This window comes from Algoriphagus sp. AK58 (assembly GCF_014324365.1).
Taxonomy (GTDB): Bacteria; Bacteroidota; Bacteroidia; order Cytophagales; family Cyclobacteriaceae; genus Algoriphagus.
In genome coordinates, this window is the sequence record NZ_QEIG01000010.1 from 174,653 (window position 1) to 195,509 (window position 20,857).

General features: G+C 36.0%; 16 protein-coding genes. All 16 read left to right on the forward strand.

The genetic code is table 11. The annotated features are described in order from the left end of the window. The first annotated feature begins 147 nt into the window (after positions 1 to 147). Positions 148 to 1,221 carry a hypothetical protein gene (locus tag DDT91_RS11540; protein ID WP_187176339.1) on the forward strand — a complete coding sequence of 358 codons (1,074 nt, stop codon included), beginning with the start codon at positions 148 to 150 and terminating at the stop codon, positions 1,219 to 1,221. After that, on the forward strand, positions 1,218 to 2,297 hold the full coding sequence (locus tag DDT91_RS11545) for a glycosyltransferase family 4 protein (RefSeq protein WP_187176340.1): 1,080 nt from the start codon (positions 1,218 to 1,220) through the stop codon (positions 2,295 to 2,297). Before DDT91_RS11540 ends, DDT91_RS11545 begins: the two co-directional genes overlap by 4 nt. Next, positions 2,294 to 3,424, forward strand: a complete 1,131-nt coding sequence (locus DDT91_RS11550; protein WP_187176341.1) for a hypothetical protein — start codon at positions 2,294 to 2,296, stop codon at positions 3,422 to 3,424. The genes DDT91_RS11545 and DDT91_RS11550 overlap by 4 nt, the downstream gene beginning before the upstream one ends. After that, a complete protein-coding gene (locus DDT91_RS11555; protein WP_187176342.1) occupies positions 3,414 to 4,190 on the forward strand; it encodes a WecB/TagA/CpsF family glycosyltransferase in 777 nt (258 codons plus the stop codon). Before DDT91_RS11550 ends, DDT91_RS11555 begins: the two co-directional genes overlap by 11 nt. Further along, positions 4,174 to 5,832 carry a capsule assembly Wzi family protein gene (locus tag DDT91_RS11560; protein WP_187176343.1) on the forward strand — a complete coding sequence of 553 codons (1,659 nt, stop codon included), beginning with the start codon at positions 4,174 to 4,176 and terminating at the stop codon, positions 5,830 to 5,832. The genes DDT91_RS11555 and DDT91_RS11560 overlap by 17 nt, the downstream gene beginning before the upstream one ends. Before the next feature lie 95 nt (positions 5,833 to 5,927). Then, positions 5,928 to 7,328: a UDP-glucose 6-dehydrogenase gene (locus DDT91_RS11565; protein ID WP_187176344.1), complete on the forward strand. Its 1,401-nt coding sequence runs from the start codon at positions 5,928 to 5,930 to the stop codon at positions 7,326 to 7,328. 245 nt (positions 7,329 to 7,573) lie between these two features. Continuing rightward, entirely contained in the window at positions 7,574 to 8,878 is a 1,305-nt protein-coding gene (locus DDT91_RS11570; protein ID WP_187176345.1) for a nucleotide sugar dehydrogenase, read from the forward strand. Between the two features lie 179 nt (positions 8,879 to 9,057). Further along, complete coding sequence (locus DDT91_RS11575) at positions 9,058 to 9,795, forward strand: polysaccharide biosynthesis/export family protein (protein ID WP_187176346.1); 738 nt, start codon at positions 9,058 to 9,060, stop codon at positions 9,793 to 9,795. 10 nt (positions 9,796 to 9,805) lie between these two features. Beyond that, positions 9,806 to 12,187 (forward strand): polysaccharide biosynthesis tyrosine autokinase, encoded by a 2,382-nt coding sequence (locus DDT91_RS11580; protein WP_187176347.1) that lies wholly within the window; start codon positions 9,806 to 9,808, stop codon positions 12,185 to 12,187. Positions 12,188 to 12,190: 3 nt separating this feature from the next. After that, on the forward strand, positions 12,191 to 13,990 hold the full coding sequence (locus DDT91_RS11585) for an ABC transporter ATP-binding protein (RefSeq protein ID WP_187176348.1): 1,800 nt from the start codon (positions 12,191 to 12,193) through the stop codon (positions 13,988 to 13,990). Between the two features lie 53 nt (positions 13,991 to 14,043). Further along, positions 14,044 to 15,114: a DegT/DnrJ/EryC1/StrS aminotransferase family protein gene (locus DDT91_RS11590; RefSeq protein WP_255502090.1), complete on the forward strand. Its 1,071-nt coding sequence runs from the start codon at positions 14,044 to 14,046 to the stop codon at positions 15,112 to 15,114. Beyond that, complete coding sequence (locus tag DDT91_RS11595; protein WP_187176350.1) at positions 15,104 to 16,015, forward strand: glycosyltransferase; 912 nt, start codon at positions 15,104 to 15,106, stop codon at positions 16,013 to 16,015. The genes DDT91_RS11590 and DDT91_RS11595 overlap by 11 nt, the downstream gene beginning before the upstream one ends. Further along, complete coding sequence (locus tag DDT91_RS11600) at positions 16,002 to 17,174, forward strand: glycosyltransferase family 4 protein (protein WP_187176351.1); 1,173 nt, start codon at positions 16,002 to 16,004, stop codon at positions 17,172 to 17,174. The genes DDT91_RS11595 and DDT91_RS11600 overlap by 14 nt, the downstream gene beginning before the upstream one ends. A gap of 9 nt (positions 17,175 to 17,183) precedes the next feature. Further along, positions 17,184 to 18,395, forward strand: coding sequence for a hypothetical protein (locus DDT91_RS11605; RefSeq protein WP_187176352.1), 1,212 nt, complete (start codon positions 17,184 to 17,186; stop codon positions 18,393 to 18,395). Positions 18,396 to 18,438: 43 nt separating this feature from the next. After that, entirely contained in the window at positions 18,439 to 19,851 is a 1,413-nt protein-coding gene (locus tag DDT91_RS11610; protein WP_187176353.1) for a hypothetical protein, read from the forward strand. Next, positions 19,841 to 20,857, forward strand: coding sequence for a glycosyltransferase family A protein (locus tag DDT91_RS11615; protein ID WP_187176354.1), 1,017 nt, complete (start codon positions 19,841 to 19,843; stop codon positions 20,855 to 20,857). Before DDT91_RS11610 ends, DDT91_RS11615 begins: the two co-directional genes overlap by 11 nt.

Below are 20,857 nucleotides of genomic sequence, written 5' to 3' on the forward strand. Positions count from 1 at the left end.
TAAAATTAATTAAGATGTCTTTCGTTGAATAGCTCAAAAGCCCATTTTCAACCGGTTTGGCAAAATTATAATCTGTAAACCTGCAAATATTTCCAGTCAAGGATTCTTTGACATAAAACCCTGACTTTCTTACGGGAATTTTATTCAATGAAAATAGCCTATTATTTAGTTCATGACCTCACCCGAAACGATGGGGTGGTCAAAAAGATCAAATCCCAAATTTCGGAATGGGAAAACCTTGGTGTTGAAGTCAAGGTTTTTGCAATTTCCGGTTTCTGTGAAAATTCGATTATTGATGCCAATATTTATGGATTTTCAGGGTTTATCTCTTCCCGAATCCGCCCCAATCGTCATCTGTTAAGCGATATCGATGAGTTTAAACCTGATTTGGTCTATCTGCGATATGATACAGTCACAGCTAATATCCTCTATTTGGCCAAAAAGTATAAGCTCATCTGCGAACTAAATACTATTGACCGGGATGAGGCAAAGCTTTTTTTTAAGAGTAATATAGATCTAAAATCTACGTTCAGACTTTTGGCATTTTATCTTCTTCGAAACAAATTTTTTCATCAGATGGCAGGTTTAGTTTCTGTTACTCAGGAGATTTTGAACCATCAGTCAATCCGAAAGTTTCAGATCCCACAGGTCTGTATACCAAATTCAATTCAAACCGCTAAATATCCTACGCTTAAGGCCATAGACTCCAGTCAGCAGCGTATTGGGCTGTTTTTCATGGGAACTCCGGATCAACCATGGCAAGGTTTTGATATACTGGAAAACCTTGCCAGTGAATTGCCCGAATTTGATTTTCATGTAGTGGGACTGATGAAGCCGTCCTATGCAAATGTTTATTTCCATGGATTTCTTTCTATGGAGAAATATTTGCCCATCATGAAAAGCTGTCATGTATGTATCGGTACGCTTGCCCTTTTCCGTAAAAAAATGACGGAAGCCTGTCCCTTGAAAATCAGGGAGTATGTGGCCTATGGCTTCCCCATCATAATCGGCTACAAAGAATCCATGTTTGAAGATCACAGTCATTTGCCTGAGTGGGCATTGGAAATCGATCCTGAAAATCCAAGCATTAATTCAATTCGTGAGTTTTGCCTGAGTATGAGAGATAAAATTGTTTCTCATGAGGAGGCATTTCCTTTGATTGATTCCGGGATCCTCGAGAAAAAACGCGTTGATTTTTTTGGCCAGGTAATCAAAAAATGAAAATTCACTTAGTAGTTACGCAGCTAGAACCTGCAGGGGCACAAAAAGTAGCAATAGACCTTGCCAACGGACTTGGCAAGAAGGGTCATCAAGTCACTGTCATTTTTTTCTTTGAGAAAGTTCCGGTTACCTATGACCTGCACCAGAATGTAAGCATTCACATTCTACTTGAATCTGGATCATTTCTCAATAAGCTTTTAGGTACACTCCCCAAACTGATCAACTACTGGAAAACCAACACTCCCGATGTTTGTCTGGCATTTACGCATTATGCCAATATCTATTCTTCACTTGCCGGAAAACAGGTCGGAATACCTGTAATTGTTTCGCATCATAATGAGCGTAGAACCTACAATTCAGTCGTCAGAAATGTGGACCAATTCCTTCAAAAAAAGGGGTACTATGCCGGAATTGTGTATGTTTCACAAACCACAGGGGATTCTTTTTCTCCATTTTACAGAGAGCAAGACCATGAATTGGTGATTTATAACTCATTTGAATCCGATCATCAATTTGGCTCTGAAGCAAAAAGAGAATCCGAACCTTTGAAAATTTTGAATATCGGAAGGCTTATGCCTCAAAAGAATCAGCAGTTTCTGATTCAAAGTATAGACCAGGACATGAATGTAGAACTGATGATTGTAGGCGAAGGACCGGAAAAAAAGAATTTGGAGGAGTTGATCCAATCTAGAGGTTTGGATGGGAAGGTCAAGCTGCTGGGTAAGAAAAAGCATTCTGAAATTTTGACTCTTTTGGATGAGGCAGATGTTTTTGCTATGCCATCCCTTTTTGAAGGGATGAGTATAGCCTTGTTGGAAGCAATTGTTTCCGGGGTTTATACGGTCGTATCGGATGTGCCTTCCCAAAGGGAAGCAGTCACTTCTGATGGAGAAATTTTCGGGGAGGTTTTGCCTATTGATTCTCCATCGAGGTGGAATGACTTCTTCAAGAAACTGAGTCAGGCAAAACCCGGAAAACTAAGGGGAAGTGACCTGCACACCAAGCTGGTGTCACGGTATTCCATAGAAAAGTTTGTCGAAAAATATGAACAACTCTTTCAATCGGTAATCAGTTGAATCTGAGTCTTTCCAAATTACCTGTCCAAATTCTTTATCTCCAAATCATCGTTTTGGGGCTTTTGGGATTTGTTGGGGCTGGATTATTTAATCCCACAATCCTTTTTGAAGGGATCTTGTTGGTGTTTTTTATTTTCAATTTTTCTACCATCTCCAAAGAAATCCTTTGGGTTCCTATATTCTCTTTGGTGTATGTGGTATTATCATTGGTGTATGCCGTTGTACTTAATGGAAATCATGTATTGGATTTTTTCCTCATTTTTAAATCCTTCATCTACCTTGTAATTGTCAGTCAATTCGTCGGTAAAAAGTCCTTGGATCCGGAATTTACCCGAAAGGCATTTTTGGTCGTTCTTGGTCTTTTTTTCGTGAAGTACTTATTTCTGATGGCACAAGGCACTCCTAGACAGAGTATTCGGGTATTTGAAGAAAGTAATTTTGAGTTGATGCTTTTGTCCTATCTTTTTTTACTCGATTACAATAATCATAGAAAAGTCAAGTATCTGGAAGTAGCCCTATTACTGGTTACTTTTTTTATTTCCGGTTCCAGATCGGGATTGGTGATCATAGTGTTTCTGATCGGTTGTATTTTTTTGAGGGATCTGAGTTGGAAAAACTTCTTGATCCTATTGATTTTTGCTCCGGTAGGATTGGGTTTGATTTACTTTATTTTCCTCAACCGCTCCGAAGGTGACTCTTTGGAAAGTATCGATAGGTATATTTTTTTCCTAAGTTTTCTTAAAGAGGTAAAGACTTGGACTTTTCTGGACTTCCTTGTCGGATCTGAGCGAATTACGGCTCTAAGTCCGGAAACCTGTGGGAAATTTACCTATTACACCAAGCTATTTTCGTTCAAAGATGATGGAACCTGCTACAGTGTAATGCTCCACTCTTTTGTAATTCGGGTCATTTTTGACCATGGAATCCTGGGATTTTTGTTTCTTTGCACTGCTGTATACCAATTGGTGAGAAAATCGGGGTTTGATCGGTTCATTTCATTTCTTGTATTGATGGTTTTGATTCTAAATTCACTGTCGGTCTCAGCCTTTAATAGTGTTTATGCGATGCTAGGAGTGGCTCTGTTTTTAATTTCTTGTCCAAGGCAATCAGAATCGGATGATCAGTAATAATATTTTAGGTGTAAAGTTTGATAATTTTACAATCGATGAGTTTGTACAGCTTGTAGTTCAAGAGATCAAGGCCAACAAAAAATTCAGAATAGCACTTTCCAATCCAGAATTTTTGCTCGAAGCAAGAAAAAGACCTGAGTTAAAGGCTTATCTCAATGCGATTGAATTTAATGTGGCAGACGGAATAGGTGTGGTGTATGCTTCGAGATTACTTCATGGGGAACCTCTCAAAGAAAGAATAACTGGTACCGATATGCTTCCAAGACTGATTGAAAAATCTAAGGAAAACGGGTTTACGTTTTACTTTTTGGGAGGAAAACCCGGAATTGCAGAAAAAGCCAAGCAAAAATTCGTTGAATTGTTTGATTATCAAGGGGTAATAGGTCTTCATCATGGATACTTTGATGAAAATCTCGAATCGGTCATCCTAGATGAAATCAGGAACCTGAAGCCGGATATTTTAATGGTATGTCTTGGTAACCCTAAACAGGAAAAATGGATTCAGGATAATTTCCATCTGCTCGATGCCAAGTTGATTTTTGGAAATGGAGGAGCCTTGGATTATTATTCCAATAATGTAAAACGGGCACCCATCTGGTTTCAAAAGAATGGCTTGGAATGGTTGTATCGTTTGACACAGGATTTCACTTGGGCAAGAATCAAAAGACAGGCAAGGTTATTTAAATTTCCCTTTTTTGTACTTGCAGAATATGCCAAGCAAGGTTTCAAAAAAGTCAATCGGGTTAATGAGGTATTTCATTAGTATATTTTTTTTCTGCTGGTCTTTCTCGGCTTTTTCCCAAAATAATCTTCCAGGATTTCAATTTTTTGAAGAGGCAGAGCGAAGAGCTAATCTGATGGATGATTCTGCTTCCACGAAAGCCAGCTTCCTTCTAAGAATGCCTTTGCATCCAATCCAAGGTAACCTTGGAAAGAAGGTTTTTGGAATTGAAGCGCTACCGGTTCTTTCCAATACGGTATGGAATCAAAATCGTCCGTACGGCTGGGGGGATTTGGGAATGGTTCCTGCAGTTGGCTTGCAGCAATATGTTTCTGCAGGGTTCCAGGCAAAGGCATCCATTCTCCATGTGAGATTCCAGCCTGAGGCTGTTTTTGCCCAGAATAAATCATATCAAGGTTTTTCCTTTGACTTTCCGGGTCAGGTGATTCTGGATCGATACTACTACTGGAATTATGACGATTCTCCCGAACTCTATTCTGACGGAAGCCTTACGGAAGCATGGTGGGGTCAAAGCAGTGTAACTCTAAGGTATGGGGCATTTGAAACAGGTCTATCCACGCGGGCGATCTGGTGGGGACCGGGGCAATGGGGTTCATTGACTTTTTCTAATACTGCGAAAAGCTTTCCTCATCTTACCTTGAACACGACAAAGCCTGCCAAAACATTTTTGGGAAATTTTGAAGGACAGTTATTGGTGGGAAGATTGGAAAATTCAGGGCGTAATCCTTCTCAAAACCCTGATTTTGACAAAGCCTATTTTCTACCTTTCAATGGAGACTGGAGATATCTTAACGCATTGATGATTAGCTATACACCCAAATGGATACCTAATGTCTCCATAGGATTTGCCAGGACATTCCAACAATTTAGTGAAAATCAAATCAAAGATTTTGGGGGATATTTTCCGATTTTCGAGCCTTTTCAAAAAGTAAATCTATTCCAAAATGACAATTCGGTGATTTATGATGGATTGGCTCAGGATCAACAGGTTTCTTTTTCCTTTAGGTATGCCATTCCTAAAGCAAAAATGGAATTTTATGCCGAGTATGGTCGACGTGACCACGCCTTCAACTGGAGAGATGCTATCCTAAGTCCAGAGCATGCCAGGGCCTATTTGGCAGGATTTACGAAGTTGGTAGACTTGCCCGGAAGCACAAAAAAGATTCAACTCCGAGGAGAAATGATTCATCAGCAAGAATCGGTAAATAGATACATTCGGTACATGGGAGAGGGAGGAGACACGTCTTGGCAATTACACTATCAAGTGAGAAGCTTTGGTAATTTTGGGCAAGCTCTCGGAACTGGTATAGGAACAGGATCGAATATCCAAATTCTTGAATTTGCTTTAGTTGATCAATGGAACAAGCTAGGTGTCATTTTTCATCGCCTGGAAAATCACATGGACTTTTACAATAGGACATTTGTCACCCGAGGCTACACTAAACCTTGGATTGATTTCACTATGGGGTTACTTTTTGATCATTCTTGGAATGATAGATTGGTTGTAAGTACACAATTAATGTATGTCTCTGGAATGAATTACCAATGGTTGAATTATACGAAGACAAATTTTGGTACCAACACAGATACCCGATTGAATTCGATTCATGCACGATTCAAACTAATGTTACTTCTAAAAAAAGTATCAAAAAATAAAGAATGAATACCTTGAAGTCTTTAAAGAGACAATGAAAATCATAGGTGATGAATTTTTGTCATGCCACAGTTTAAGTGATCGAAAAAATCAATTTTAATCAAATGAAAGTTAAAAACATCTGCTGCATTGGAGCAGGCTACGTGGGTGGCCCAACGATGTCTGTCATCGCTCAAAAATGTCCTGAAATTAAGGTAGTGGTAGTAGACATCAATCAGGAAAGGATTGATGCCTGGAATCATGAAGATTTGAGCCAACTTCCTGTATATGAGCCTGGTTTAGACAGGGTAGTAGCCGAAGCAAGAGGACGCAATCTTTTTTTCTCTACCGATGTAAATTCAGCCATTGAGGAAGCGGATATGGTCTTTATTTCCGTGAACACACCTACCAAAACCTATGGTGAGGGAAAAGGAATGGCAGCAGATCTGAAATGGGTGGAATTATGCGCAAGACAGATTGCTGAAGCCTCAAAATCTGATAAAATAGTAGTAGAAAAATCTACTTTGCCTGTGAGAACTGCTCAGGCTGTAAAAGATATTTTACATAACACCGGAAATGGGCTAAACTTCCAAATACTCTCAAATCCGGAGTTTCTGGCAGAAGGTACCGCCATCCCTGATCTTGAACATCCCGACAGGGTTTTAATAGGTGGAGATGATACTCCTGAAGGAAGAGAGGCCATTCAGGCATTAGTGGATGTGTATGCTACTTGGGTGCCTAGGGAAAAAATACTTACGACCAATGTCTGGTCTTCCGAGCTTTCCAAACTGACCGCAAATGCCTTCCTTGCCCAGCGGGTTTCCTCTATCAATGCCATATCTGAGTTATGTGAGGCTACAGGCGCAGATGTGGAAGAAGTAGCCAAAGCGATAGGGACAGACTCCAGGATTGGATCTAAATTTTTGAAAGCTTCAGTTGGTTTCGGTGGTTCTTGCTTCCAAAAGGATATTCTCAATATGGTTTATATCTGCCGCAATTATCAATTGAACGAAGTGGCGGATTATTGGGAGCAAGTGATCAAAATGAATGACCATCAAAAAGTGAGGTTTGCCAAAAAGATCATCAAGAATTTATACAACACTGTTAGCGGAAAGAAAATCGCCTTCTTGGGATGGGCATTTAAAAAAGACACCAACGATACGCGTGAATCTGCCGCCATTTATGTCGCAGATTACCTGTTGAGCGAGCGCGCCAATATCTGTGTTTATGACCCTAAAGTCCCCAAAGAAAAAGTTTATACCGACCTGGATTACCTAAACTCCAGATCCTCGGAAGAGAATAGAAAGTTGGTCAACGTGGTAAACGATCCCTATGAAGCCTGTAAAGGAGCTCATGCAGTGGCGATTCTTACCGAATGGGATGAATTTAAAATCCTGAACTGGGAACAAATTCATGATTTGATGCTCAAGCCAGCCAACTTATTTGACGGAAGAAACATATTGAATCCTTCAGAAATGAATCGAATTGGATTCAGATTTAATGCTATTGGAAAGTCAGATAAATAATTTCTAAAAAATCGATCAATAACCCTGGACCACTAAAAAAAGACAATAAGTAAACTTATGCTTTTATGATCTTTAAAATGAGTAATTTTGGTACTCATTATTTATCAGGAGAAATAAAAAAAGTGTTTTTTTGCTCCGGTAGTGTTTGGGTTTTTCTCTAACAAAATAGCTAAGTCCTGGGACCGAAAGGGCGAAGCTTTAAGTTTTTACAAGAAGAAAGAATTTAATTTAAACAAAGTAGTTTCATGTTGACACCGCTTGAAGATGTGAAAATCGGGGTAATAGGCCTTGGTTATGTAGGATTGCCTCTTGCTGTAGAATTCGCAAAGAAGTTTCCGGTTATTGGATTTGATATTGATAAAAAAAGAGTTGCTGATCTGCAAAAAGGAAAGGATTTTACATTGGAAGTTGAGGATGAATTGTTGACTTCGGTATTGACAGCAAGTTCCCCTTCAAAAGGTCAAAAAGGCCTTCTTCCTACTTTTGAATCGGACGAATTGAAGGATTGTCAAATTTACATCGTGACGGTTCCAACACCTACAGATAAGCATAATCGTCCTGTTTTGACGCCTATGCTTAAGGCTTCCGAGAATATCGGCAAGTACCTCAAGAAAGGCGATGTGGTGATTTATGAATCAACAGTGTATCCCGGAGTGACGGAGGAAGAGTGTGTGCCGGTCTTGGAAAAAGTTTCTGGATTAAAATTCAATGAAGATTTCTTTGCTGGGTATTCTCCTGAGCGGATCAATCCCGGAGATAAAGAGCATACGGTGGCGAAGATTTTGAAAGTTACCTCTGGCAGCACACCTGAAGTTGCCGAATATGTGGATCAGCTTTATAAAACAGTGATCACTGCAGGTACTCATAAGGCCTCCTCCATCAAGGTTGCCGAAGCAGCGAAGGTCATCGAAAATTCCCAACGGGATATCAACATTGCTTTTGTCAATGAACTTTCAAAAATTTTCAACCTGTTGGGAATAGACACCCACGAGGTGTTGGAGGCAGCAGGCACCAAGTGGAACTTTCTGAAATTTAAGCCGGGATTAGTAGGAGGACATTGTATTGGGGTGGATCCGTTTTACTTGGCACAGAAAGCCCAAGAAGTGGGATACCATCCAGAGATCATCTTGGCCGGCCGCCGTCTAAATGACAGTATGGGCAAACACGTTGCCACAGAGGTTATCAAGCTTATGATGAGAAAAGACCTAAAAGTGATCGATTCCAAAGTGCTGATTCTGGGATTCACATTCAAAGAGGATTGTCCCGACGTGCGAAACACCCGTGTAATTGATATCTATAAAGAATTGAGGTCCTTTGATATGGATGTGGATGTATATGATCCTTGGGCAAATCCACAGGAAGTGGCACATGAGTACGGAATCTCAATCACTTCAGGAGATCAAATCCCGCATTTATCGGACTATTCTGCCATCATTTTGGCAGTATCGCATAAGCAGTTTAAGCACTTAAACATAAAGAAGTCTCACACACAAGTAGTTTATGATGTGAAAGGATTTTTGGATAAGAACTCAGTGGATGCCAGACTTTAAATTAAGAAACAGATAGCAAGATAAAAGAATCCGAAAAGATAAATTCTTATTTTTGGATTCAACATTTATTCATTTCTAATAAGAATAAAATGCATATAAAATATTTGCAAAAATACCTCGCTTTGAGTCTGATTCTCTTTGGAGTTATTTCTTGTGTGCCAAACAAGAGATTGATATACATGCAACAACTAGAGGAGAGCTTTGGACCTTTAGTAGAAAGTAGTGAGAAGTATCCTTATCAGATTGAGGAATACCTATTGCAGGTCAATGACATTGTTGAAATTAATATAAAAACCACAGACGAAAAGTTAAACTTAGTCTTTGGAGCGGTATCCAATGATATGCAAAATCAGGCCGCAATGGGTGGAAATCAAGGTTCTGGTGATGCCTTTTTTTTAAATGGATATACCATTGATGATCAAGGAATGGTTGAAATTCCTTTGATTGGAAAATTGAGAATAGAGGGTTTAACAACTGAGGATGCTAAACTGCTTGTAGAGAATGAGGTGAAAAAGTTTATCAATGAAGGTGAATACTTTGTAAGAGTTAGGTTAGGAGGAATTCGCTTTAGCGCTTTAGGAGAATTTAATAGATCAGGAAAATATACCATTTTGCAAAATAGAGTGACCATACTTGAGGCTATAGCTTTCGCTGGAGACCTAAGCAGAGTAGCAAAGAGGGACGAAATTCTTTTAGTTCGCCAATATCCAGACGGCTCACAAATTCATAAAATCAATCTCTTAGACCGCGAACTTTTAGGATCTGAGTTTTACTTTTTAAAGCCCAATGATATGATTTATGCGGAACCTATGAAGGTGAGAGAAATAGGTGCAGGAAACACATTAACAGAGACTTTAACTTTAATAATTACGTCTGTTACAGCCGTAGCTTTGGTTATTGCATTATTCCAAAATTAAGATTTAATATATGAGCTACGAAGAAGATAGTGAGTTATTTAAAGGAGAAGAGAGCAGCTTTGATTTAAAATCAATTTTACCCAAGATCTTAAGAATTTGGCCTTGGATCTTGGGTAGCTTGGTGGTTTTTCTTTTGGCGGCTTTCTACATTACAGAAACTGCAATCCCAGTTTACAGGGTTTCTTCCAAATTTTTTATTAAAGAAAATGATAAGGGACTTTCATTTTTTCAAAATCCTGCATTAGATCAGGAAACTGGTATGGGTTTGACCAATGAGATGATTATAATAAAATCAACTCCCATTGCTGAGGCCACATTAAAAAGATTAGACTTTAACGTTGAGTATTATGAAGAAGAGACGTTCAGAGATAGAGAGATCTACAAAAAGACCCCTATACTGGTAGAAGTGGATTGGAAAAATCCTCAATTATTAAATGGAAAAATAAAAGTCAAATGGAATACTATTGACACCTATGAAATCTCTTTTCCTGAAGAATCTTATATTCAACTTTTTCCGGATGGAAGTAATCAAGGAGTCAATAATGTTGAAAGTCAATCTTTTAAATTTGGAGATTGGGTTGAGACTCCAAATTTTAAGCTAAGGATTAGTAATATTTCCGGTCAAATTGAAGGCACTTCTATTTTTGTCTTAAGGGATAATTATTACTTAATCGGTCACTATGCGTCAGTATTAAATATTGGGTTAGAGGACAAAAATTCTTCTATACTTAATATCAGTTTGCTTTCTCAGAATAGGCAAAAAGGAGAAGCATACCTGAATGCGCTCATGGAGACTTATCTCGAACTTGAGCTACAGAAAAAGAATGAAATAGCCAATAGAACTATAAGTTTCATTGATTCTCAGGTTGCAGGTGTAGCGGATTCTTTAAGTTTTTTTGAGAACCAAATGCAGAGTTTTAGAGCTTCTAATCAAATATTTGACCTGAGCTCTGAAAGTTCTGCGGTGTTCACCCAGTTGACAGAAATTGATAATCAATTGGCCAATGAAAAATTAAAACAGAGATATTATCAGTCTCTCAAAGATTATTTAGTAAGAGAAAATTATGATGAGATAGTCGTTCCTTCAGGTTTGGGCATTGATGATCCCTATTTGAATGGACTGATTGAGAATCTTCTTGCCGTACAAGTCGACAGGTCTAGATTGAGGGCTACCCAAACAGAATTGTCTCCCCAAGTAAGAGAAGCAAACAAAAAACTTGCTGATTTGAACAAATCTATTTCTGAAATACTTGGAAACGTGGACAAGAACAATCAAATGGTTATCATGGATTTGGAAAGTAGAAAGAAGAAAATTGAAGCTTCATTCAGATCCCTGCCTCAAGCAGAGCAAAACCTGATCCGTTTACAAAGGCAAGCCACGTTGAATGAAAATATTTACAATTATTTATCTGAAAGAAGAGCGGAATCCGCAATTTCAAAGGCATCAAATACACCAAGTAATAAGATAATCGAGTATGCAAAAGCTAGTGGTTTACAAGTTAGCCCTACTCCCTCTAGAAATTATATGATGGCATTTTTTGCCGGTCTATTTTTACCCATCTTTTTTGTACTAATACGAGAAATTCTAAGGACGAAAATAGAAGAACCCAGGTTTCTTGAAAGAAAACTCAAAATACCTTTGCTTTCGACGATATTATCAAATAAGACAAATGATAATTTAGTGGTTTTTAATGCTGGAAGGTCTGGTATTGCTGAAGGATTTAGATCACTCAGGTCCAACATCCGATTTTTAGTTCCAAAAGAAAAGCAACTTACGCTAATGTTAACATCAACCATTTCAGGTGAAGGTAAAACATTCTGTGCTTTGAATTTGGCATCAGTATATTCACTTACTGGCAAAAAAACAGTATTAATTGGTTGCGATATGCGAAAACCAAAGATTTTCTCTGAGTTTAAATTAAAAAATGATATAGGCTTGTCTAACTACCTTAGTGGTCTTGAAGAAGATTATTCAAAGATCATTAAACCCTCTGGATTTGATAATTTAGATATCATATTGTCTGGACCTATTCCACCTAATCCGTCAGAGTTGCTATTTTCTTCTAGTTTTGAAAAATTGGTTCAAAAATTAAAGAATGATTATGATGTAATTATACTTGATACTCCACCTGTGGGAATGGTATCAGAGACGCTGGATTTACTTACTTTGGTAGACTTAACTCTTTTTGTTTTCCGACAGAATTATTCGGAGAAAGTATTTATCGAATCTCTAAATTCCCTTAAAGAGCAAAAAGGAATAAAGAATATTTACGCTGTTTTCAATGGCATGGATGCAGATAAAGTTTCTTACGGTGGTTATGGTTATGCCTATGGATATGGATACGGCTATTACGAAGATGAAAAAAAGAAGTCTAACTTTCTAAGTTTATAAGAATTGATTAATTACCTACGGCATCAACTTCGCCATTTTATTTTTTTCTATACTTACCTTGGAAATAGAGTTTTTGTAATTCTCTTTTTAAGTTTGGTAACGGGATTCTTGGATGGCTTCGGTTTAGCAATGTTTATTCCATTGATCCAAGTTGCTGGAGAAGAGTCAATAGATAATTCTCAGGTTTTGGAATCATTGGGGGTTTTGAAGTTTCTTGTAGTTGGTATAGCCAATGCAGGATTTGAATTAACCCCTATAGTAATTTTAACTTTTCTATTTGTTATTTTTTTGTTAAAAGGCCTTATTAAGTATTTTGAGGGGTACTATAAGGTCATAATACAAATGTACTTTGTGAAGAAAATCCGTTACCAAATGGTTGATTCACTTGGCAACATGAATTTTAAAGATTTTTTAAAACTAGACGCCGGAAGAATTCAAAACACTCTTTCTGGTGAAATCTACAAAATTGTTTCTGCATATGTAGCTTATTTTAATACACTACAATCTGTTGTTTTACTCTTAGTTTACCTTGTCCTTGCATTAATGGCGAATTTCCAATTCGCCATTTTGGTGAGTTTAGGTGGATATCTCACTAATTTAATTTATAAGATTATTTATCGCCATACGGAGACTGCTTCCATTAATAATAGTAAGCTTAGTCATATTTATCAAAGTTTATTGATTCAATCAGTTCAATATTTTAAGTATTTAAAAGCAACTAATTATTTTGAAAAATATAAACTTAAATTAAGGTCATATGTAGATAAGATTGAAGATGAGCAAAAGAAAATTGGAATCTTCAATGCAATACTTCAGGCTTCACGCGAGCCCTTGGTTATCGGAGTAGTTATCTTAGTAATTATCGTTCAGATTAATGTTTTGGAAGGCAACATTGCTACTATTTTTCTTAGTCTATTGTTTTTTTATAGAGCTTTGAATTATATTATGGTTGTACAGACTTCTTGGCAATCTTTTACTTCAAATTTAGGAGGTCTCCATGTTGGACTTGAGCTTCTAGAAGATTTTAGAAATGGAGAAGAGAAAAGTAGTGGGACAATAGCGGTTGAAAGAATTCATAATATCGATTTGAAAGATGTTTCATTTTGTTATAATCCTGATAATTTTGTTCTAAAAAATATTGATATAAATATTGAAAGAAAATTGACTTATGCTTTGGTGGGTCGAAGTGGAAGTGGAAAAACAACTCTTACCAATTTATTAGCAGGTTTAATAGATCCTTCATCCGGTCAGTTTTTTATTAATGGAGTGCCTAGAGAACAAGTTAAAATGTCTTCTTTTAGAAATAGAATTGGTTATATTACTCAAGAGCCAGTAATTTTCAATGATACGGTTTTCAATAATATAACTTTTTGGAGTGAATTTACTCCAGAAAATATACTTAGATTTAAGAATGCCATAAAGCTTGCAAATCTTGAAGAACTTGTAAATTCTTTTCCTGATGGGGAAAATACAGTTCTTGGTGATAATGGAATTTTGATAAGTGGCGGACAAAAGCAAAGAATTTCAATTGCAAGGGAGCTTTTCAAAGACGTTGATGTTCTTATTTTTGATGAAGCAACATCCGCATTAGATAGTGAAACTGAGAAGAGTATTCAACAAAATATTGAATCCTTAAAAGGTAGTTGTAATATTATTCTTATTGCACATAGACTAAGTACAGTTAAAAACGCTGATGAAATTTTAGTCATGAAAGATGGTTTTATAGAAGCTAGGGGAAGCTTTTCCGAGTTGATGGTTTCCAATAGATCGTTTAAAAATATGGTTGAACTTCAAGAGTTTTAATTGATCTTTTCATTTTGCTTATGATTCCATTTTTGGACCTAAAAAAAATCAATATGGCTCATGCTTATGAAGTTGAGCTTGCCATGAAAGAGGTTTTGCACCGTGGTTGGTATATTAAAGGCCAACAAGTAGCAGACTTTGAAAAGGCATTTTCTTCCTATTGCAATACTGCATATTGTGTTGGTGTTGCAAATGGTTTGGATGCTCTGATTCTTATTTTTAGAGCTTATTTAGAAATGGGTGTTTTAAAACCCGGAGATGAGGTTTTGGTTCAGGCCAATACTTATATCGCTTCGATTCTTTCTATCACGGAGAGCGGTTTGGTTCCTGTTTTTGTGGAACCTGATCCTGAAACTTTTAACCTTTCTTATCAATCCGTTAAAGAAGCAATTACGCCTAAATCTAAGGCCATCTTGGCGGTGCATCTCTATGGGAAGCTTTCACCGATGCAGGATCTTGTAAAATTAGCCGACGAAAATGGTCTTCTCTTGATTGAGGATTGTGCTCAGGCTCATGGCGCCAAAGATTCAATTGGTATGAAAGCAGGAAGTTTCGGACATGCTGCCGGTTTTTCTTTTTACCCCGGAAAAAACCTTGGAGCTTTGGGAGACGCAGGAGCAGTCACTACCAATGATGCCAACCTTGCTCAATTAATCTCTACCATTTCCAATTATGGAAGTAAGAAAAAATACTTCAACCTTATTAAAGGTGTAAATTCGAGATTGGATGAGCTCCAAGCAGCTATTCTTAATGTAAAATTGAAGTATTTGGATCAAGAAAATAGGAGAAGGAGAGAAATAGCAAGCCTTTATTCTGATTCAATTCGAAATCCCAAAATTAAACTTCCAATATGGGATCAATCTTTGGAAGATCATGTATTCCATCTCTATGTAGTGCAGGTTGAAGACAGAGAAGATTTTATAGCTTATTTAGATTCACAACAAATCCAATCTCTTATTCATTATCCTGTTCCATTTCATCATCAAGAGGCTTACAAGGAATACAAAAATCTATCTTTACCAATTACTGAACGAATTCATCAGCAAGTAGTAAGCATCCCTATAAGTCCTGTATTGGATGATGTAGATGTCATGGCAATTATCCATGCTCTGAATGGCTATTGATGAAAAGATGATTAAGGAATTGCCCCTAGTCACTTTGTTGGCAATTTCTTTTAATCATGAAAAATTTCTAATTCAAACCTTGGATAGCATCTTGGCTCAAGATTATCCTAATATTGAGCTAATTATAATAGATGCTGCTTCTTCAGATTCAAGCGTTTCTTTGATCAAAAGCTGGGTAGGAGGCAAAAAACTTCCAATACAAACCATTTTTCAGGGAGTTACTAAACCAATTACACAAAACGCCAATGAAGGTTTGGCTCTTGCCTCTGGCAAATATTTTCAGATTATAAGCTGTGATGACATCTTAGAGCCTTCCAAAATTTCAAAACAAGTTGAGGTTTTTTTAACTTCAGATGATAGCTTAGCAGTGGTTTATTGCGATGCGATCAAAATAGACGAAAATGGTGTAAGCCTGAAAGAGCCATCTTTTTTTGAAGAGAGAGCATGGCAAACGGAATCACAACTTCCTTCTGGATGTATTTTTTCAATGCTTCTTCAAGATTATTTTATTGTGGCTCCTACCGTCCTTGTTGATACGCATAAGGTGAGGAACTTAGGTGGATACAATCCAAATTCTATGATGGAGGATCTTGATATCTTTTTAAGACTTTCACAGAATTTTTCGTTCAAAGGAATTAACTTCAAAGGAGTTCGATATAGGATTTTACAGACATCTCTTATTAGATCTACTTCAGTTAGGAAGAGACAAATGAACCGTCTGATGATTTATTCTAAATTTATTGGGCAAAAGGGAGAGTGGGACCGTTTTATTGCTCATCAATATTTACTTATCCGGAAATCAGACTCAATTATTTTCAGATTTATCTTTAATCTAAACAGGCTTCTTATAAAAGTACTTTTAAAAAAGGTAGCCCAACTTAAAGAAATTGAACATCCATAAGCAGAGAGTTCTATTTATACTTCCCGAATTATCTGGGCTGGGAGGAATGGAATTGGAAAATTTGGGTTTTATTGCAGCAGTTAAAGATCAACCAAGTTTGGAGGTGAGCGTGTTAAACTTTTACGCAAATCCTAATTTTTTTAATAATCTTGGTTTCAAATCACTTCAACTCTCCTTTTTTGAATTGGTTAGGCTGTTTTTTTCAATTCGATTTTTAAAGATTTACATAAAATCCGGATTCAAGATGCGGCAAAGCATGGCTAATCTAGCTCTTAATTTTCCAGAAGTAATTGGATTATTTTTAGAGAAAGCGATTAGGGATTGTTCAATTTGCTTTGCAGGAATCCGTCCTGGAAATCTACTGCATTTCATTCATGATTTAGCTGTGAAGAATCAAAAACCGATCGCTTACCACGAGATATCTAAATTTAATTTCAAGCATTATTCCTTTTTTCAAAAAGTGAATTCTTATGGAACTTTTTTGATTTCAGGTTATGAGAAAAAAGAGGATCTTTTAAAATTTTTCCCGAATTCAAAGTTCCTAGAAATACGTCAGTGGATATATGATGACCAGGATGCTTTCTTGAACGTCCCCAGTCCAAAAAAAGAAAGATTAAATTTTGGATCGGTTTCTAGATTAGATTTTGGAAAGAATATCGACACAGTATTCAGGGCTGTTTCATTACTTAAAAAGCAAAAGGAAAATTTGAAGTTTATTTTGTTTGGTGATGGACCAGAACTTCCAAAACTTCAGAAGCTGGCAAAGGAACTTGATATTGAGCCCAATGTCGAATTTCGGGGAGCTATTAAATTTGAAGATAGGAGTAAGGTCTTTTCAGAAATTGATGTGTTTATTATGAGTTCTTCTTTTGAAGGGGGGCCGCTTTCCATTTTAGAGGCTATGGCTTCTGCTAGACCAATAATTTCAACCAATGTGGGGGATGTTCGAAATAGAATTGTCTCTGGGATTACAGGATACATCCTTGATTCTATCGAAGACTACAACGAACTAGCTCAAAAAATGTCTTTTTATATTTATAATCCTGAACTTATAAATCTTCAAGGTCAACAATCTAGGAGAAGATTTTTAAATGAATTTGATCAAGACAAAAACAAAACTATTTTTTTGAATACTCTAAATAAACTTATCTCTTGTTGACAAATTAAAATGAGAATATTAGTAATTGCTGAGGATCTACGTGTTTCTGGAACTAGCGAAGGTCAAGTAAGCAGATCTTTTATCTATAATTTAAATCGACATCCTGAGGTTAGTTCAGTTGATCTCTTGTATTTTAAATGTAACGATGAGAATCACGAGTTAGAAAAACTAAATATTCAAAATATATGGATTTATTTGACCCCAAAAGTCGGGGGAATTATATTAAGTTTTTTGGAGAAGGTTTGCCACAAGGCCTTTGGCAAATCATTGATTGACAATTTTAAAATTGAATGGATGAAGAAAAAACTTCGTTCAATAGATTTTTCTTTGTTTGATAGGATTTTCGTTCGAAGTACGGGTCAATCTTTCCTTACAATTAGGGCATGTTCAATTCTTAAGGGATTTGAAAAAAAAACTGTTCTCTATTTTCATGACCCTTATCCTTTTTTTTGGGATCCAGGTTATCATGGCAAATTAACTAAAATTGGAATTAATGCTTTCCTTGAGATGAGAGCCCTCATTCATCGAGGATTTATTTGTACTACTCCCTCAAATAACTTAAGTAGAGACTTAAGCTTTTTGTATGGCACAAATAAGCCATTTTTGACAATCCCCCACCAATTTGTTCCTGAGGTTTTCAACTTCCCTGAAAAAGTATTTCTTGACGATGTGGAAGATAAGATTGTTATAATGTACCATGGTGCAATTCAGTTGGGTAGAACTATTGAGCCATTTTTGGAGGCTTTTAGGTTACTCATTGAGGAAAAAAAGCTATTTAAGGATAAAGTTCTTTTAATTCTAAGAATAAAAGACGGAGCAAAATTTTCATTTAGGAAAAAGTATGAGCATATAAGTAACATTAGATTTTTAGAACAAGTAAGTGCAGGATATGCCTATAAGGAAGTTTCTCAATACTCCCACGTTAATTTGATTTTGGAGCCTTCTGGATATTATAGTAATATTCTAGTAGGGAAAGCTCCTCTGTTAGCAAGCCTTAACCATCACATTTTTGTACTCGGTCCAGATGACTCTGAGCTTAAAAATTTATTGGTAAATAAAAATCTATTTGCTAATTCATCTTCGGTTGATGATATTAAAACAAAACTAAAATTAGTTCTAGAAGAAATTTTGATAAATGATAAAGTTTACTTAGATCCTTTTAATGAGTATTTCTCTCTTTCAAATTTTTTCAGCTCCTTAGATAAAGTTCTCTCTAAGTAGATAATCACTTGATTTGATCTTTGTTTTTATTTAATTAATGATTTTGGAAAAAAGAAAAGTATTATTTGTAGTTCCAGATGGAGTAGGTATTAGAAATTATCTCTATTCCGATATGATATCAGGCCTTACTAATGAGGGATTTGATGTTTTATTAATGCATAATTTGGATAAAGAACTTATTAATTTAATTAATGCAAGATTAAATACTCCTCTTAATCAAATAGAGTTAAACTTTTTCCGAGAAAAGAAGATTCAAACATTATTAAGAGAATCTACCACTTTTGCCAGGTTAAAATCCAATGCAAGAACTAAAAATAATCCTACAATCTTAGAAAATTGGGTTCGTGGTAATGTTGACTTTAAACGAAAACTATTTTTGCATTTCGCTAAGTTTCTTGGAAGTTTCCTGAAAAATTACAGATCTATACAGTTTTTAGAATCATTGATAGAAAAATTATGGAAAGATACTGAAGCTTTTATTCATTATCAGGAAATTTTAATGGTGTATAAGCCTGATCTAATATTTATAACACATCAACGAGTACCCTCCTTAGTTCCATTTTGTCTTGCAGCCTCTTCTTTAAAGATTAAAACTATTTCTGCAATTTACTCTTGGGATAATTTACCGAAGGCAAGATTACCAATAAGAACAGATTTTTACGCTGTTTGGTCAGATCACATGAAAAATGAGCTTTTGGATTTTTATCCGGAGATCAGGTCAAGTCAGATTTTTGTTACAGGAACCCCTCAATTTGACTTTTATTCCAATACTCAACTTATTATTTCAAGAATTGAGTTCGCAAAGAGATATAATTTGGACGCTGAAAAAAGATGGGTTTTGTTCTCAGGTGACGATGAATTGACTTCTCCTTATGATGCCTTATATCTAAAAGATGTGGCGGAAGCTCTTGTTAATTTAGATAATATTGAGATTCTTTTTAGGCAAGTTCCAGTCTCCTCAGTAGATCGATATAGAAATGTAATTGAAAACTTTCCTAATATTAAGCATATTCCTCCTTTATGGATGAAAGGGCAAAATTGGAATAGTTTTTTTCCATTATTTGAAGATATCCAACTCTTAACCAATCTTTGTTTTCATTGTGGTACCGTAATTAATATTGGTTCTACCATGGCGCTTGATTTCTCTTTTTTCAATAAGCCTGGGATTTTCCTGAAATATGATGTTTTGAAAGACCCGAATTGGTCAACATCTACTGTCTACAACTTTCAACATTTTCGTTCTTTCATAGGGCTTGACGCTGTGGTTTTTATCGAGGAGAAAAGTGAAATTGAATCAAAGATTCTTCAGGTTTTAAACACGCCCGAATCAGTGGCTGTTGATAGGATAATATGGAGAAATAAGATTGTCAAGAATGATTTTAAGGCATCTCTTGAGCTTGAAAAAGTTATTAATAGTGTTGTTGAACAAGATTTTTTTTCAAAAAATGAGAATTAAATATAATCCTAATAAAGATCAACCTCTTTCTGAGAGTTCCTTTTTTCATCAAATAATTATCCCTATATATATATCTTCTAATGAAGAGTTTCATAGAGATAGCTTTAAAATTTTAAAAATTTGTTTAGAGTCTCTTTTTAAGACTTGTCATTCCAAGACTTTTTTTACTTGTGTTAACAATGGAAGTAGAATTGAAGTAAGGAACTATTTGGATGGCCTTTTTGATCAAGGAATTATCCATGAGGTGATTCACACTGATAATATAGGTAAAGTAAATTCTATCTTAAAGGGTTTGAAAGGTCACGATTTTGATTTTGTTACCGTGACAGATTCTGATGTTCTTTTTCTAAATGGATGGCAAGAGGAATGTTATGAAATGTTTACTAGTTTTAAAAAGCTTGGTGCTTTAAGTACTTGTCCAAATCCCAAGCTTTTAAAGTTTCACACATGGAATGTTATTTCTGAATTTTTATTTTCTAGGAATTTGAGATTTTCAAAAGTTGTTGATCCTGAAGGGCTTAAACAATTTGCTCTCAGTATTAGTAATTTTGATTTGTTTAAATCCTGTCATTATGAAAAAAATTTGGCCTTGCATTTAAATGGTAAAACTGGAGTTCTAGGGGCTGGTCATTTTGTTGTAACGTATAGAAAGGAGATTTTCCAAAAGCTTGCTCTTCATTCGGTTAATTATAAGCTTGGGGGTAATTCCGAAGGATTTCTGGACGAATTAGCTTCAACTACTGGCTGTTGGCGTCTTGCAACATCGAAAAGTTTTTCTTTACATATGGGCAACATAGAGGAGCCATGGATGTCTGACAATTTAGAAAAATTATTTTCTAATCAGTCAAAAATAATGGAGGTGAATCTTCCTGAGTTAAAAGAAAGTAATAGTCTAAAAGTATTCTTTTCAAATAACGTACTTTCAAGAATTTTATCTATTGATTTTGTTTTCAAATTATTTTTAAAATTTAAGGGTTTAGATAAAAAATATATTTCCTCCTATTGA

Excerpts from the sequence above, each read along its gene's own strand:
- DDT91_RS11565 (WP_187176344.1), top strand. The coding sequence starts at position 5,928 with ATGAAAGTTAAAAACATCTGCTGCATTGGAGCAGGCTACGTGGGTGGC.
- DDT91_RS11575 (WP_187176346.1), top strand. The coding sequence starts at position 9,058 with ATGCAACAACTAGAGGAGAGCTTTGGACCTTTAGTAGAAAGTAGTGAG.
- DDT91_RS11615 (WP_187176354.1), top strand. The coding sequence starts at position 19,841 with ATGAGAATTAAATATAATCCTAATAAAGATCAACCTCTTTCTGAGAGT.
- DDT91_RS11540 (WP_187176339.1), top strand. The coding sequence starts at position 148 with ATGAAAATAGCCTATTATTTAGTTCATGACCTCACCCGAAACGATGGG.
- DDT91_RS11605 (WP_187176352.1), top strand. The coding sequence starts at position 17,184 with ATGAGAATATTAGTAATTGCTGAGGATCTACGTGTTTCTGGAACTAGC.
- DDT91_RS11595 (WP_187176350.1), top strand. The coding sequence starts at position 15,104 with ATGGCTATTGATGAAAAGATGATTAAGGAATTGCCCCTAGTCACTTTG.
- DDT91_RS11570 (WP_187176345.1), top strand. The coding sequence starts at position 7,574 with ATGTTGACACCGCTTGAAGATGTGAAAATCGGGGTAATAGGCCTTGGT.
- DDT91_RS11560 (WP_187176343.1), top strand. The coding sequence starts at position 4,174 with ATGAGGTATTTCATTAGTATATTTTTTTTCTGCTGGTCTTTCTCGGCT.
- DDT91_RS11590 (WP_255502090.1), top strand. The coding sequence starts at position 14,044 with ATGGCTCATGCTTATGAAGTTGAGCTTGCCATGAAAGAGGTTTTGCAC.
- DDT91_RS11555 (WP_187176342.1), top strand. The coding sequence starts at position 3,414 with ATGATCAGTAATAATATTTTAGGTGTAAAGTTTGATAATTTTACAATC.
- DDT91_RS11580 (WP_187176347.1), top strand. The coding sequence starts at position 9,806 with ATGAGCTACGAAGAAGATAGTGAGTTATTTAAAGGAGAAGAGAGCAGC.
- DDT91_RS11545 (WP_187176340.1), top strand. The coding sequence starts at position 1,218 with ATGAAAATTCACTTAGTAGTTACGCAGCTAGAACCTGCAGGGGCACAA.